Source organism: Caulobacter soli, assembly GCF_011045195.1.
GTDB lineage: Bacteria > Pseudomonadota > Alphaproteobacteria > Caulobacterales > Caulobacteraceae > Caulobacter > Caulobacter soli.
This window is the reverse complement of sequence record NZ_CP049199.1, coordinates 1,803,640-1,818,649: the sequence shown is the minus strand read 5'-3', so window position 1 is coordinate 1,818,649 and position 15,010 is coordinate 1,803,640. Positions and strand designations below refer to the sequence as shown.

Annotated in this window: 14 protein-coding genes; 1 reads left to right on the top strand and 13 read right to left on the bottom strand. The window is 67.8% G+C overall.

Annotated features, from left to right (window positions below; all coding sequences use genetic code 11):
- Positions 1 to 64 precede the first annotated feature (64 nt).
- The 7 genes from G3M62_RS08860 to G3M62_RS08830 form a co-directional block, all read right to left on the bottom strand.
- Positions 65 to 265, bottom strand: coding sequence for a hypothetical protein (locus G3M62_RS08860; protein ID WP_165186302.1), 201 nt, complete (start codon positions 263 to 265; stop codon positions 65 to 67).
- Between the two features lie 67 nt (positions 266 to 332).
- A complete protein-coding gene (locus tag G3M62_RS08855; protein WP_165186301.1) occupies positions 333 to 1,517 on the bottom strand; it encodes an MFS transporter in 1,185 nt (394 codons plus the stop codon).
- A 2-nt stretch (positions 1,518 to 1,519) separates the two neighbouring features.
- Positions 1,520 to 3,229, bottom strand: a complete 1,710-nt coding sequence (gene metG, locus G3M62_RS08850) for a methionine--tRNA ligase (RefSeq protein ID WP_165186299.1) — start codon at positions 3,227 to 3,229, stop codon at positions 1,520 to 1,522.
- A gap of 442 nt (positions 3,230 to 3,671) precedes the next feature.
- Entirely contained in the window at positions 3,672 to 5,042 is a 1,371-nt protein-coding gene (locus G3M62_RS08845; protein ID WP_165186298.1) for a serine hydrolase domain-containing protein, read from the bottom strand.
- Positions 5,043 to 5,049: 7 nt separating this feature from the next.
- Positions 5,050 to 7,326 carry a DNA topoisomerase IV subunit A gene (gene parC / locus G3M62_RS08840; RefSeq protein ID WP_165186296.1) on the bottom strand — a complete coding sequence of 759 codons (2,277 nt, stop codon included), beginning with the start codon at positions 7,324 to 7,326 and terminating at the stop codon, positions 5,050 to 5,052.
- A 90-nt stretch (positions 7,327 to 7,416) separates the two neighbouring features.
- Positions 7,417 to 9,006 carry an alkaline phosphatase D family protein gene (locus G3M62_RS08835; RefSeq protein ID WP_165186295.1) on the bottom strand — a complete coding sequence of 530 codons (1,590 nt, stop codon included), beginning with the start codon at positions 9,004 to 9,006 and terminating at the stop codon, positions 7,417 to 7,419.
- A 68-nt stretch (positions 9,007 to 9,074) separates the two neighbouring features.
- Positions 9,075 to 9,449: a nuclear transport factor 2 family protein gene (locus G3M62_RS08830; protein ID WP_165186293.1), complete on the bottom strand. Its 375-nt coding sequence runs from the start codon at positions 9,447 to 9,449 to the stop codon at positions 9,075 to 9,077.
- 52 nt (positions 9,450 to 9,501) lie between these two features.
- Between G3M62_RS08830 and G3M62_RS08825 the strand changes: the two genes are divergently transcribed.
- Positions 9,502 to 10,002, top strand: coding sequence for a MarR family winged helix-turn-helix transcriptional regulator (locus G3M62_RS08825; protein ID WP_246263533.1), 501 nt, complete (start codon positions 9,502 to 9,504; stop codon positions 10,000 to 10,002).
- Here G3M62_RS08825 and recO read toward each other — a convergent pair.
- The 6 genes from recO to G3M62_RS08795 form a co-directional block, all read right to left on the bottom strand.
- Complete coding sequence (recO, locus tag G3M62_RS08820) at positions 9,999 to 10,730, bottom strand: DNA repair protein RecO (RefSeq protein WP_165186292.1); 732 nt, start codon at positions 10,728 to 10,730, stop codon at positions 9,999 to 10,001. The genes G3M62_RS08825 and recO overlap by 4 nt on opposite strands.
- Before the next feature lie 17 nt (positions 10,731 to 10,747).
- Positions 10,748 to 11,611, bottom strand: coding sequence for an arylamine N-acetyltransferase family protein (locus G3M62_RS08815; protein WP_165191252.1), 864 nt, complete (start codon positions 11,609 to 11,611; stop codon positions 10,748 to 10,750).
- Positions 11,612 to 11,709: 98 nt separating this feature from the next.
- Positions 11,710 to 12,663, bottom strand: coding sequence for a GTPase Era (era, locus tag G3M62_RS08810; RefSeq protein WP_165186290.1), 954 nt, complete (start codon positions 12,661 to 12,663; stop codon positions 11,710 to 11,712).
- A gap of 171 nt (positions 12,664 to 12,834) precedes the next feature.
- The gene (rnc, locus tag G3M62_RS08805; RefSeq protein WP_165186289.1) at positions 12,835 to 13,536 is read right to left on the bottom strand and encodes a ribonuclease III; all 702 of its coding nucleotides are present in this window, start codon (positions 13,534 to 13,536) and stop codon (positions 12,835 to 12,837) included.
- Between the two features lie 148 nt (positions 13,537 to 13,684).
- The gene (gene lepB / locus G3M62_RS08800) at positions 13,685 to 14,533 is read right to left on the bottom strand and encodes a signal peptidase I (RefSeq protein WP_165186287.1); all 849 of its coding nucleotides are present in this window, start codon (positions 14,531 to 14,533) and stop codon (positions 13,685 to 13,687) included.
- 158 nt (positions 14,534 to 14,691) lie between these two features.
- Positions 14,692 to 14,832: a hypothetical protein gene (locus G3M62_RS08795; protein ID WP_165186286.1), complete on the bottom strand. Its 141-nt coding sequence runs from the start codon at positions 14,830 to 14,832 to the stop codon at positions 14,692 to 14,694.
- Between the last annotated feature and the right edge of the window lie 178 nt (positions 14,833 to 15,010).

The following is a 15,010-nucleotide window of genomic DNA, read 5'->3' as shown; positions in this document are numbered from 1 at the left end:
GCCGGCCCGCATAGCGGGTTCCGCCGGATTTCCCATCCTGCGAAGGGCTTGGCCCGGCAAGGCTTTAGGCGCTGACCTCGGCGGCGTGCAGACGCGGGCAGCGCTCGACCGTCTGGACGGCCTGCTGGCGGGGCGTGCGGGCGATGATCCGTTCGGCCTTGGGCGGAGCCTTGGCCTGGTGCTCGACGACCATGCCGAACTGGCAAAGCGCCATCGACGAAAGCCAGAGCATGATCGCGGCGATGAATTCAGCCAGGGAGGACATCGGTACGCCCATTTTCCGATAGCGGCGTTATGCAACGCTTCGTCGAACGGAGCGAATGAACTTTTGGTCATGAAAGACCGGGCCTTAGCCGGGTGAGTTTTACCGCGCCGATCAGGCCCAGGCCGCCCATCGCCGCCATGGCCAAGTATCCCTTGGTTCCGAAGGCGTCGAACAGCGGACCCGAAGCCAGGGTGCCGACGCCCAACATGAACCCCGCCGACAGGGCCGAGTTGATCGCCTGGCCGGCCGAGGCGCTCTGTGGCGGCGCCAGGCGCTCGATCAAGCGCAGCGAGGCCATGAAGCTGGCCGCGAAGGTCACGGCGTGCAGGGCCTGTAACGGGAACAGCAGCCACAGCGGCGGGGCGAAGGCGTAGGCGGTCCAGCGCAGCACGGCCGCGCTCCCGCCCAGCACCAGCAGCCGCTCGGGTCCGATCTTGCGCCGCCACGGCTCGGCGAACCACATGAAGCCGACCTCGACCGCCACGCCCACGCCCCACAGCACGCCGATCATCGGGGCCGGTATCCCCTGCTTGCGCCAGAGCAGGGCCGAGAAGCCGTAGTAGAAGGCGTGCGCGCCCTGGATCAGGCCGACCGTGATCACCGCCAGCACGAAGGTCTTGTCGCGCACCAGGCCGCCCAGCCCCTTCCAACGCTCGGCCGAGCCGAGCTTGGTGGTTCCGGATTCGTGGACACGGTCAGGCGGCAGGACCAGGGCGGAGACCACGGCCACGCCGATCGCCGCAGTCGCGATCCAGGCCACGATGACGCTGGGCGCCATGACCGCCAGGATCGCTCCCATGGCCAAGTTGGCGACGATGAAGGCCGCCGAGCCCGCGCCGCGCGGGACGCCGTAGTTGAAGCCCTCGATCCGCGAGCGCCGCAGGGTGATCACGTCGATCAGCGGCGTCAGCGTGGTCAGGAAGGTCATGCCCACCAGCCAGCAGACCAGAAGGCCCCAGAAGCCCGGCGCGGCCAGCATGGCCAGGTAGCCAACCGCCGCCCCCAGGGCCAGCAGGGCCAGTGGCGTGCGGCGCAGGGTGAAGCCGTCGGCCCAAACCGCCAGCGCCGGACCGGTCAGCGGACGCACCAGCAGCGGTATGGCCAGGACCGCCCCGATCTCGGCCCCGCTCAGGCCGCGCGAGCGGAAATAGGTGGCGATGAACGGCAGGCTGACGCCGGTGCCGAGGTAGGAGACGACGTAGAACAGACCCAGGCGGGCGGGAGACGAAAGGCGGTTGGCCCCCTCGCCCACGCCTACTCCGCCCCGCCGAACTGCTGCGTCCACTCGGCGATCTGTTCGTCCTCGATCTTCTTGAACAGCACCTCGGGCGCGCGAACCGACAGGCCGACCGGCAGGGTCGACAGCTCGGCGGCGGCGTCCGTCGTGGGCCAGGCGCCCGGATAGGCCTGGCTGAAGGCCTCGCTGATCTTCTCGGCGGCGAACGGGATGAACGGCGCGGAGATGCGGGCGTAGAGCGCGGCCAGATTCAGGGCGGTGCGGACGATCACGGCGGCGCGGTCGCGGTCGGTCTTGATCGCCGTCCACGGGGCGGCTTCCTGCAGGTACTCGTTGCCGACCACCCACAGCGCGCGCAGGGCCTGGGCGCTCTTGCGCACCTCGATGGCGTCCATCTGCTCGGCGAGATCCGCCAGACGGGCCGAGACGTCGGCGTAGAGCTTCTCCTCCAGCGGGCCAGGAGCGCCGCCGTCGGGGATCACGCCGTCGAACTTGCCTTCCGTGAACTTCAGGATGCGATTGACGAAGTTGCCCAGCACGTCGGCCAGGTCGCGGTTCACGGCGCTGGCGAACTGCTCCCAGGTGAAGGCGGTGTCGCTGCTCTCCGGCGAGTTCGACGTCAGGTACCAGCGCCAAAGGTCGGGCGGCAGGATCTCCAGGGCCGCGTCCATGAATACGCCGCGCTTGTTGGAGGTCGAGAACTTGCCGCCATACCAGTTCAGCCAGTTGAAGGCCTTGAGCATGTCGACGCTCTTCCACGGCTCTTCCGAACCGAGGATCGTGGCCGGGAAGCTGACCGTGTGGAAAGCGACGTTGTCCTTGCCCATGAACTGGACGTAGCGGACGTCTTCCGCGCCCTCGTCGGTGCGCCACCACGACTTCCAATCGCGGTCCGGACCGGCCTCGGCCCATTCCTGGGTGGCGGCGATATATTCGATCGGGGCGTCGAACCAGACGTAGAAGACCTTGTCCTCGAAGCCCGGGCGCGGAAACTCGCCCTTGGTCACCGGGATGCCCCAGCTGAGGTCACGGGTGATGCCGCGATCGATCAGGCCCTCGTCCAGGTGCTTGTAGGCGATCGACTTGGCCAGTAGCGGCCATTCGGCATGGGTGTCGACCCAGGCCCGGATCTTGTCGGCCATCTTGGTCTGAAGGAGGTAGAGGTGGCGGGTGTCGCGCACCTCCAGGTTCCGCGAGCCGGAGATCACCGAATAGGGATTCTTCAGCTCGGTGGGATCCAGCAGGTTGCCGCAGTTGTCGCACTGGTCGCCGCGAGCCTTTTCGAAACCGCAGTGCGGGCACGTGCCCTCGATGTAGCGGTCGGGCAGGAAGCGCTTGTCGTCGATGGAATAGACCATCTGGTCGACGCGTTCCTCGATCAGGCCGCGCTCTTCCAGCACCTCGCAGAAGTGTTGGGTCAGGCGATGGTTCTGCGGCGAGGACGAGCGGCCGAAATGGTCCCACGACAGGCCGAAGGCGCGGCCCACGTCGTGCTGCAGCACGTGCTGCTCGGCGCAGTAGGTGGCCACGTCCTGGCCGGCGGCCGCGGCGGCCAGCTCGGCCGGGGTGCCGTGCTCGTCGGTGGCGCAGATATAGAGGGTGTCGTTGCCCCGGGCCCGCTGGAAGCGCGCATAGACGTCGGCCGGCAACATCGATCCCGCCAGATTGCCCAGGTGCTTGATGCCGTTGATGTACGGCAGGGCGGAGGTGATCAGGATGCGGGCCATGGGTCTTCCGGGGGAGTCGAGGAGCGGTTGCATATAGAAGGTGGGGAGCCGAAACGAAAGCTCGGTGCGGCGAGCGCCTGCCCCCTACGGACCGCTGCGCGGTCGTCTTCCCCCGAAGGGGGAAGAGGCTATGCCGCCGACACCATGCGTCCTCCGCCCCCTATGGGGGCGGACAGACCGCGAAGCGGTCAGGTGGGGGCAAGTGGGTGTGATCCCACGCCAAACATAAAAACTCGGCGGGAGCCTCGGGGCGTCTCCCCTATGGGGCTGGGGACATGCGACGCCGTGAGCGCTCTGAGGGAAAAACGGCCAGGCAAGGGCATGCCCGGCGCTCCCGCCACCTCCCCGGAGGGAGTGATGGGAGGATGACCGGGAAGCGGGGCATATGCCCGTTACGTCTGCTTCATGACGCCGTATTCACAGAGTGAACGCCCTGTAATCTTCAGCGCGCGCTGGAGTTCAGCTTGGCTTCCTTGACCGGTGGTCTCTCCAGCGCCTGGTAGACGACCGTGCGGGTGGTGGCGTCCAGGCCCGAGCCAACCCCGCCCAGGCGCTGGATCATGCCGATGAAGAACAGGTCGTTGGCCGGGTCGATCCAGAACCAGGTGCCGGCGCTGCCGCCCCAGCTGATCGTGCCCGCCCCCACCGGCGCGCCGGACAGGTGCGGGTCCACCGCCACGGCCACGTCCAGGCCGTAGCCCATGCCGGCGCCGAACGGGAACGGCTTCTGGTCCGGCCGCAGCACCCCGACCGTGCCATTGGTGGTGACCTGGAAGCTGGGCGGCAGGTGGTTCAGCCGCATCAGCGCCACGCTCTCGGGCGTCAGGATGCGCACGCCGTCCAGTTCGCCGCCGTTCAGGATCATTTGGGCGAAGCGGCCGAAGTCGCCGGCGGTGGACAGCAGCCCCCCTCCCCCCGACGGCGCGGCCGGCGGCCTGGCGACGTCGCGCCACGGTCCCTCATTGGCTGGGATCAGCTTGCCGGTGGCCGGATCGCCGTCATACAGCGCCGCCAAGCGCGGCAGCTTCTCGGGCGGGGCCCAGAACGCCGTGTCCTTCATGCCCAGCGGTCGGAAGATCCGCTCTTCCATGAACACCGGCAGGGTCTGGCCCGACAGCCGCTCGACGATCAGCCCCTGCAGATCGGCGGCGACGCTGTAGCGCCACATCACGCCGGGCTGGGCGTACATCGGCAGCATGGCCACCTTGCGCACCAGATGGTCCAGGCTGTCGGACTGCAGCACCCCCGCGCGGTAGTAGGCCTGGTCGGCCACGCTGGCCGGATCGTCGGCCAGGCCATAGGCGAAGCCGGCCGTGTGGGTCATCAGCTCGCGCATGGTCGGCGGACGGCTGATCGGGGTCAGGATCGGTCGTCCCTGGGCGTCGACGCCCGAGGCCACGCGCAGGTCGGCCAGCTCCGGCAGGTATTCGGTGACCGGATCGTCCAGTCGCCACCGCCCCTCCTGGTAGAGGATCAGCATGGCCACGCCGGTGACGGCCTTGGTCTCCGAGCGGATGCGGAACAGGGCGTCGGCGGGCATGGCCTCGCCGGTTTCCAGGCTGCGCTTGCCGAAGGCCTTCATCGACACGATCCGGCCGTGACGACCCAGCAGGGTGACGCCACCGGCGATCTGGCCCTGGTCGACCAGGGCCTGCATCGTCTCGTCCAGCTTCCGCAGTCGCTCGACCGAGAACCCCGCCGCCTCGGGTTTGGCCGTCGGCAGCGGCGGCGCGGCCGCGACCACGCCCGCCGCGCTCAAGCCGAGCAAACCCGCAAGGGCGCCCGCGGTCTTGCGCAGCAGGGGACGGACCATGCTCACCCTATTTCGGCCGGAACCGCTTGGACGTCGGGAAGCCCTTGGGCGACAGCTTGCCGGCCCCGGCGCGCTTGCCGATCCAATCTTTCCACTCGGTCCAGTCGCGACGACGACCGGCCGTGTCGATCCAGAAGGCGCCGCCGTCCGTCGTGAACGAGATAGCGTCACGCAGGCCGCCCTCGCGATAGGCCTGCAGCTTGACGCCCTTGCCGCGCGGCATTTCCGGCAGCTCTTCCAGCGGGAAGATCAGGATCTTGCCGTTGTCGCCGATCACCGCCAGTTGGTCGCCCACCGCCTCCAGGCAGAAGGCCGCGCCGGCCGCGTCGACCGTCAGCACCTGCTTGCCCGCCTTGCGATTGGCCAGGGCCTCTTCTTCCGGCATCAGGAAGCCGTAGCCCTGTTTCGAGGCCAGGAAGCGTTTGCGCCCGGCCTTGAACGGGAACATGTCGATGATCTTCACCTTGTCGTCGAGCTCGATCATCATCCGCACGGGCTCGCCATGACCGCGCGCCGACGGCAGGTTGGCGCAGCTGATCGTGAAGAACCGTCCGTCGCTGGTGAACAGCAGCAGCTTGTCGGTCGTCTCGGCCGGGGCCAGGAAGCCCAGCTTGTCGCCTTCCTTGAACTTCAGCTCGGATGGATCGTCGATCTTGCCCTTGGCGGCGCGGATCCAGCCGCGATCCGACAGGATGACGGTGATCGGCTCGCGCACGATCATCGCCTCCAGGGCGGCCTCGGCGTCGACCACGGGAGCGTCTTCGAAGATCGTGCGGCCGATCACCCCGGTCGGGCGCGGCTTGTCGTGCGGATGCTTGATCTTCAGCAGCACGGCGCGCACCTGGCGCAGCCCCGCGCCCACCAGTTCCCATTGTTTTTTGTCGCTGGCCAACATGGCCAGGATGCCGTCGCGTTCTTCCACCAGTTCGGCGTGTTCGCGGCGAATCTCCATCTCCTCCAGCTTGGCCAGTTGGCGCAGGCGGGTGTTGAGGATGGCGTCGGCCTGGATCTCGCTGAGGGCGAAGGTCTCGATCAGCTTCTTCTTGGGCTCGTCCTCATAGCGGACGATGCGGATCACCTCGTCGAGATTGAGGTAGGCGATCAACAGGCCGTCCAGGATGTGCAGACGGGCTTCGATCTTGCTCAACCGGTTGCGGGCCCGGCGGGTCAGCACGTCGCGGCGGTGGGCCAGGAAGGCGATCAGCGCCTGCTTGATGCCCATCACGCCCGGAGTGCCCTTGGCGTCCAGCACGTTGATGTTGACCGGGAAGCGGCTTTCCAGCGCCGAGAGCTTGAACAGGCTCTCCATCAGCACTTCGGGCTCGACGTTCTTGGACTTGGGCTCGAGGACGAGACGGATGTCCTCGGCGCTCTCGTCGCGCACGTCGCCCAGCAGGGCGGCCTTCTTGCTCTCGATCAGGTCGGCCAGTTGCTCGACCAGATCGGACTTCTTCACCTGATACGGGATCTCGGTGACGATGATCTGGTAGGTGCCGCGACCGGTCTCCTCGCGCTCCCACCTGGCGCGGGTGCGAATACCGCCGCGACCGGTCTCGTAGGTCTCCAGCAGGCTTTCGCGGGGTTCGACGATCACGCCGCCGGTCGGGAAGTCCGGCCCCGGCACGCGTTCCAGGATCTCGGCGGTCGTCGCTTCGGGCTTGCTGAGCAGCAGCAGGCAGGCGTCGATCAGCTCGGCCGGATTGTGCGGCGGGATCGAGGTGGCCATGCCCACGGCGATGCCCGAGCTGCCGTTGGCCAGCAGGTTGGGGAAGCCCGACGGCAGGACCACCGGCTCCTCGTCCTGGCCGTCGTAGGACGGCTTGAAGTCGACCGCGTCCTCGTCGATGCCGTCCAGCAGCAGCATGGCCGCGGCGGTCATCTTGCACTCGGTGTAGCGCATGGCCGCGGCGCTATCGCCGTCGATGTTGCCGAAGTTGCCCTGGCCGTCGACCAGCGGCACGCGCTGCGAGAACTCCTGGGCCAGGCGGACCAGGGCGTCGTAGATCGACTGGTCGCCGTGCGGGTGGAAGTTACCCATCACCTCGCCGACCACCTTGGCGCACTTGCGCGCGGCGCCTTCGGGGTTGAGGCGCATGTTGTTCATGGCGTGCAGCACGCGACGGTGCACGGGCTTGAGGCCATCGCGCACGTCGGGCAGCGCCCGCGAGCCGATCGTCGACAGCGCGTAGGCCAGATAGCGCTTGGAAAGCGCCTCGCTCAGCGGTTCGTCGAGAATGCGATCGCCGTCGCCGGGACCGCCAGGGGGAAGGACTGGTTTGTTCATTGGGGAGATTCGTTACGCGTGAACGGCCACATTAGCCAATCCCGCGCGGCAAATCCCCCCTCTGAACGCCTTTTGTTCCCCTTGAGCCTTTTAGGCCTCGACCAAGCGCGGATCGCCCGCCTCGATCGCCAGTTTCTTGCGCGTGGTCAGCACGCCGTCGCGGCGGGAGATGGCGTCCAGCACCTTGAACTCGGTGACCCAGCGCTTGTCGGTCACGTCGCAGATCGCATAGCCGCGCTGGCTGTTGTTGAACTTCAGCTGCGGGTTGGCGGCCTGGATCTTCACGAACTCGGCGGTCTGGTCGACGCCGTCGCCGCCCGACGAGATCGAGGTGGTGACAAACTCGGTGGCGATCGGCCGGGCCTCGGGGTGGGCGCCGTCCAGGTGCAGTTCGCCGGCGAAGTTCTGGTGCTCGTCGCCGGTCAGCACCACGGTGTTGGCGATCTTGCGGTCGCGGATCTGCTTGAGCAGGCGGTTGCGCGGCGTGCGGTAGCCGGCCCAGCTGTCGGGATTGACGACGACGCCCGGACCCGGATCGCGGTCCAGGTCCATCATCATCACCTGCTGGGCCAGGACGTTCCAGGTGGCCTTGGAGGCGGTCAGGCCGTCCACCAGCCACTTTTCCTGTTTCAGCCCCATTACCTCGGCGTCGGGGCGGTCGAGCGTGGCGCAGGCCACCATCTTGTCGTCGCAGGGCTGGTCGGTGCGGAACTGGCGGGTGTCCAGCAGGTTCAGCTCCAGCAGCTTGCCCCAGGCGGCGCGGCGATAGATCTGGATCGAGGTCCCGGCCGGGAACGACGCGGCCCGCAACGGCATGTTCTCGTAATAGGCCTGGGCGGCGGCCTGGCGGCGCAGGTTGAACAGCTTGGGATCGGTGCCGTCCTGGTCGATGTCGCCGACCCAGTTGTTGTCGGTCTCGTGGTCGTCCCAGATCACGAACCACGGGGCGGCGGCGTGGGCGGCCTGCAGGTCGGCGTCCATCTTGTACTGGGCGTAACGGCGGCGATAGTCGTCCAGGCTGTAGATCTCGTCGCCGAAGTGCTGGCGGACGTTCTCGCGCGGCCCATTGGCGCTGTTCCAGATGCGGGCGCCGCGGCCCTCGTAGATGTAGTCGCCGTAGTGGAACACGAAGTCCGGCGCGTCCTCGGCCATCTTGCGATAGGCGGTGTAGTAGCCGTTCTCGTAGTTCTGGCAGCCGACGACGGCGAACCGAGCGCGGTCCAGGGCGGCGCCGGCGGCCGGCGCGGTGCGGGCCCGGCCGGTCAGGCTGCGCTCCTTGCCGGCCGTGAAGCGGTACCAGTAGTCGCGACCGGCTTCGAGCCCAGTGACCTCGACGTGGACGCTGTGGCCCAGTTCGGGCGGGGCGATGGCGGTTCCCTTGGCGACCACGGTCTTGAAGCCGCGATCGGCGGCCACTTCCCAGTCCACGGCCACCGGGGCCATGGGCATGCCGTAGCCGATCTCGAACGGCTCGGGCGCCAGGCGGGTCCAGATCACGAAGCCGTCCGGCCAAGGATCGCCCGAGGCGACGCCCAGCTGGAACGGATACTGCGCGAACACGGCCTGGGCGAAGCTCTGGCCGGTCAGCAGCGGGATCGACAGGGCGGTGACCGCCGAAGCCCCGAAGGTCTTGAGCAGGCGGCGGCGGTTGAGGGCGTAGCGATCGAGGACAAGCGACATGAGCGGAACTCCACTGGGGCGCCTGCCCGATAGCGCCGCAGTGTGACGGTTCGTCCGGCCTGTCGACCCTAGGTAGCGTCCTCGATGTCGAAGCGCGCCACCCTGCCCTCGCGAAGGCGGAACACGTGGCCGACCGTCTTGTCCTTGAGCCCGTGCGTCTGGCCTTCAAGCGGCTTTCCCTCGAGATCGCGGATGGTCTGCAGGACCTCCGCGACGATCGCGTCGTCGGCGTTTCGATAGAAGCGTACCGGTTCGACGTGGGGGCTGATCATGGCCCACTGACGCGTCCAATACTCGCGAACGGCTTCACGACCATGGACATGACCGCCGTCCATGCCGTTGGCCCAGGCGACGTCGTCGGTGAGCTGGCTCAGCACGCCGTCGATGTCGCGCGCATTGAAGCGGTCGTAGAGGCCTTCGAGAACTCTGACGTCATCGTCCATCGGTCGCTCCAGTTGGGTTGCGTTAGGGGTTGATCCATTTACATATTCACATATGTATATCAACGCCGATGAGCGCAAGGAGCAGGCTGCGATGGAATTGGAGGCGCTCTCGACGCCTGGGCATCTGATCAGCCTGGCGGCGCGCGGGTTCGCCCGCCTCAGCGAAGCGCGACTCAAGCCGCTCGGCTTCGGCGTCGGACATCTGCCGGTGCTGATCGCGCTTCAGGATGGCCAGGCCAGCACGCAACGCGATCTGGCTCGCTTCGCCAGGATCGAACAGCCGCCGATGGCGCAGATGCTGGCCCGCATGGAACGCGACGGGCTGATCCAGCGCGCGCCCGACCCGGCCGACGGGCGCAGCAGCCGCATCACGCTGACGCAGACCGCCCAAGCCCGTCTGCCGGATGCGGTGTCCACCTTGCTTCAGGGCAACAGGGAGGCGCTGCGCGACTTCACGGACGAGGAAGCCGGGCTGTTGATCAGCCTGCTGACGCGCCTGATCGCCAACCTCGATCGGATCGCGAGCGCCGAAACGACGGCCGCCAGGGTCTAGAGACGCCCCGCCTCGCCCAGCCGGTCCAGCAGCCACACCCGGGCCGGCGGCAGAGGCTTGTTCAGCGGGTGGAACACGAACTGCTCGAGGAAGTGGCCAGTGATGTCCAGGCCCGCCTTGACGTCGCCTTCGACCAGTCCGCCCTGGGCCGACAACATGAACGGCGGCAGGGGCAGCAGCTTGTCGTGGTAGGGCGCGCCGGCGTCGCGACTGACCGCCCGGCCGGTGCGAGGACTGACATAGATGAGATCATCGAGCGACCCGGTGGCGGCGCACTTCGACAAGTCCAGGCCAAAGCCCAGATCCTGCAGCAGTCCCGCCTCGAAGCGCACATAGACCGCCGGCCAGATGGCGGGAATGGCCAGGGCGGCGATCAGGGCCTCCAGGGCGTGGAAGGCGCCGGGATGAGCCTCGCGCTCCGGCAGCGCCCCGGCCGCGACCGAGGCGGCGGCCGACAGACCCGACAAAGCCAGCGGCTCGTCGAACAGCGATGAAGGCCCCTCGCCCATCGGCTCCAGCGTCGCCGCGCCCAGTTGGTCGCTCATGCGGGCGCGGTAGCGGGCGATGACCTTGGCGCCCGCCTGCAGGAACGGCTTCATCCGCCGCGAGGCCGCGCCCGAGACGTGGGCGGCGAACTTGCCCCGGTCCTGGGTCAACAGCTCGACGATCGCTCCGGTCTCGCCATGGACCCGCGCCGACAGCACGAAGGCCTCGTCTTCCCATTCCATTAGAGGGGCCATTCCATCTAGGCGGGCGTCCCCCAGGCCACGATCTTCTCGATCAGCGGCCGCCACGCAGGCTCGACCGGCAGGCCGATGACGTCGCGCAGGGTGGTTTCCAGTTCGTCGGCCGAGAGGTCGCGCTGCTCGACCAGGGCCCCGTCGGCGTCGCGCCAGGTCAGACGGTTGTTCTTCAGGGCGAAGCGCGCGCTCGGCGTCACCCGGCCCACGGTCAGGCTCCAGGTGAAGTGCGAACTGGGATGGGCGTAGGTGTAGAAATTGGCCTGCTCATAGTCCTGGTCGGCCCAGAGGCCGGTCGGCGCCACCTGATAGGTCGTCGCCCAGCGGCCCGAGAGATTGGCCTGAACCTGGCGCTCGCCGCCCAGCTCGGCCACCGGCAGGATGCGGAACTCGCCGTTGGGCGTGGCCTGAACCTCGTCGGAAAACAGGCGCAGCGGCGCGGTCAGCACGCAGCCGCCGAAACCCACATCGGCCAGCCAGACCGTGTCGTCTCCGGGCGCCCGCACGCCCAGCACCATGTGCGAACGCGGCCGGGGCGGCGCGCCGTCCGGGACCATCCACAGCACCCGCGCCATCAGGCCCTGGACCTCGAAACCCAAGGCCGTCAGCACGCGCTTGAACAGGCCGTTCTGCTCGTAGCAATAGCCCCCACGCCCCGCCGTGATCAGCTTGGCGTCGATGGCGGCCGGATCCAGGCTGATCGCCTTGCCCAGCAGCACGTCGACGTTCTCGAAGGCGATGGCGTCCGGGTGCTTCTGGTGCAGGGCGCGCAGCACCGCCAGGGTCGGTTCGCGAGGCCCGTCATAGCCGATGCGGGCGAAATAGGCGTCCAGGTCCACGGAGGGTGAAGCCGCTTGCGCGGGGGCCATGTCGAGCTTGCTCACGGGCGCGATATTCCCTGTCTGTTCTCGCTACACCTAGCGTGTCGGCGCGGGATTACCAGCCCACGCCGACACGTTCGCGCGCGCTAGACGTCGAAATCCAGGCCCATGTCGTTGAACAGGCCACGCTCTTCGGCCCAGTTTTCCTTGACCTTCACGTGCAGGAACAGGTGGATCTTGCGGTCGAGGATCTCTTCCAGCTCTTCGCGGGAAGACTTGCCGATCCACTTGATCACCTCGCCGCCCTTGCCCAGCACGATGGCGCGCTGGCCATCGCGTTCGACATAGATGGTCTGCTCGATGCGGGCGCTGCCGTCCGGACGCTCTTCGAACGCCGTGGTCTCGACCGAAGCGGCGTAGGGCAGCTCCTCGTGGACGCGCAGATAGATCTTCTCGCGGGTGATCTCGGCGGCCAGCAGGCGGGCCGGCAGGTCGGCGGTCTGGTCTTCCGGATAGAGCCAGGGACCTTCCGGCATCAGCGAGGCCAGCTTGGCCGTCAGATCGTCGACGCCCGCGCCGGTGCCGGCGCTGATCATGAAGACTTCCGAATAGACGCCGGTCTCGTACAGGTCGTGCGCGACGGCCAGCAGGGTCTCGCGCTTGACGCCGTCGATCTTGTTCAGCGCCAGGATCACCTGGCGATTGGCGGCCTTCAGGCCCTCGATGATGGTCTGGACGTCCTGCACCGAGCGGTGCTCGCCCGGGGTGGCGCGACGTTCGCGGGCGGCCAGTTCGGCCTGGACGTCGACGAGGTGGACGACGACTTCGCTGTCCTCGGCGCCGCTCCAGGCGGAACGGACCATGGCGCGGTCCAGGCGACGGCGCGGCGTGAAGATGCCGGGGGTGTCGACCAGCACGATCTGGGTCTGGCCGGTCATGGCCACGCCGCGCACGGGGAAGCGCGTGGTCTGGACCTTCTGGGTGACGATCGAGACCTTGGCCCCGACCATGCGGTTGACCAGGGTGGACTTGCCGGCGTTCGGGGCGCCGATGATGGCGGCGAACCCGGCGCGGGTGTTTTGGGGGGTGGTTTCAGTCATTGGGCGTGCGTGTAGCACCGATGGGGCTCGGGGGCTAACACTTGCCCCCGCTTGACCGCTGCGCGGTCTGTCCGCCCCCATAGGGGGCGGAGGCTGCGAGCGCGGCGCGCCTCTTCCCCCTATGGGGGAAGACGATCGCGAAGCGATCCGTAGGGGGCAAGTGTTAGCCGCCTAGACCCCCGCCCCTTCCCGCTCCAGCAGCGCCTTGGCCGCCGCCTTCTCGGCTTCCTGCCGCGAGCGGCCCTCGGCGAACACCGGGTCAAGCCCCACCACCGTCACCTGCACGGTGAACACCGGCGCGTGGTCCGGCCCCTTGCGGTCCTTGACGGCGTAGGTCGGCAGCGGCTTGCCCTTGCCCTGGGCCCATTCCTGCAGCGCGGTCTTGGGATCGCGCGGCTTGCCCTCGCCCGCCTTGTCGAACTCGTCGGCCCACAGGTCCAGGAACACCCGGCGCGCGGTTTCCAGCCCACCATCGCGATAAAGCGCGGCCATCAGCGCCTCGGCCGCCCCCGCCAGGATCGAGTCGGTCTCGCGGCCGCCGATCTTGCTGGACGATGCCGACAGGCGCAGGGCCGGGCCGACATTGGCGGCGCGGGACACCCGGGCGCAGGTCTCGCGGCTGACCAGGGCGTTCAGGCGCGGGGCCAGCTCGCCTTCCTTGGCTTTCGGGAAACGCTCGGCCAGGGCCTCGGCGGCCAGCAGGCCCAGCACGCGGTCGCCGATGAACTCCAGCACCTCGTTGTCGCCGAGCTTGGTCTTGGCCCCGTCGCCCACGCTGGCGTGGGTCAGGGCCAGCTCCAGCAGCTGGCGATCCTGGAAGGTGTGACCGATCCGGCGCTCCAGGTCGCCGACGGCGACGGCGCGTCTATCCATGGGAAATGCTCTGGGTGCGCCCTCGTCCTTCGACAAGCTCAGGATGAGGGCTACTGGGATGTTGATAGCCCACGAGGCGATGCATTCGATATCCTCATCCTGAGCCTGTCGAAGGACGAGGATATCGCGGGAGGTCTTTCCGCCAAACCTACTTCAGGACGCGGAAGAAGCGGCTGGGACGGGCGTCCAGGAACCAGGTCCACGGCTTGAACAGGTGGGCGTCGGCGTTCCACGACAGCAGGATCAGCTGGGCGCGGCCCACCAGGTTCTCGGCCGGCACGAAGCCGACGCCTTCCTGCATGCCGATATACTGGTCGTTGGCGTAGTCCCACTTGCAGGTGCCAGGGCCGGTCTTGAAGGCCGAGATTCCGGGGTCGAAGCGGCTGTCCAGCGAGTTGTCGCGGTTGTCGCCCATGAAGAAGTAGCAGCCGGCCGGCACGGTATAGACGCCGGTGTTGTCGGCTTCGCTGTCGGGACCGTAGTCCTGGGTGGCGTACTTGCGGCCTTCGGGGTTGGTCTCCTCGAAACGGCCGGCGCGGATCGTGCCGTAGCCGGTGTCGACCAAGGCCGAGGGCAGTTCCTTGCGGGCCAGCACCTTGCCGTTGATGTAGACCACGCCGCCGCGCACCTGGACCTTGTCGCCGGGCAGGCCGATCAGGCGCTTGATGTAGTCGATGTGCGGGTCGCGCGGCAGCTTGAAGACGATGATGTCGCCGCGACGCGGCGCGTGACCCAGAATGCGGCCGTTGAACAGCGGCGGGCTGAACGGGATCGAGTGCTTGGACCAGCCGTAGCTGTACTTGCTGACGATGATGTAGTCGCCCTGGTAGAGGTTGGGCTCCATCGACGCCGACGGGATCGTGAACGGTTGGAACAGCAGCACCCGCAGCACGAGGGCGATGCCCAGGGCGTAGGCGACCGTCTTGACGATCTCGATGAACTCCTTGACCGCGCCGTTCTTGTCGTCGGCGGTTTCGGTTTCGACGGTGTCGGTCATGCGCTGCAGGGCTCTCGACGGAATGGACTTCGGGCGAACCCGACGCGCCTAGCTAGACGGGGTTTACGACGGGAGCAAGCGCGGCGCCCGTTAACTCGCCTTCATGGCGTACGCGACGCGACGTCGCGCCATCCGTAGCTTGACCGTGAAATCCAGGCTCAAATTGTGGCGAGGATCGCCAGCAGCACCAGGGCGAAGAAGCTCCAGCCGACCAGCAGCCAGGCGAACGGCCGCTCCTGCCAGGGCATCAGGCGCGCGGCGCGGCGGGCTTTGGTCTCGACATCGTTCCAGATGGCCATGTGTTCCTCCGTCCCAGAACGGCGCCGTGAGCGGCGCTTGGGAGGCAGGCGTGCAAGGCGGGGGCCGTAAGTTCAAAGCCTCCCCCTGTGGGGGAGGTGTCGGCGTAGCCGACGGAGGGGGGAGTGATCGGAAGATGACCACGACCTGGACCTTCGACCCTAAAACTCCCCCCACCGA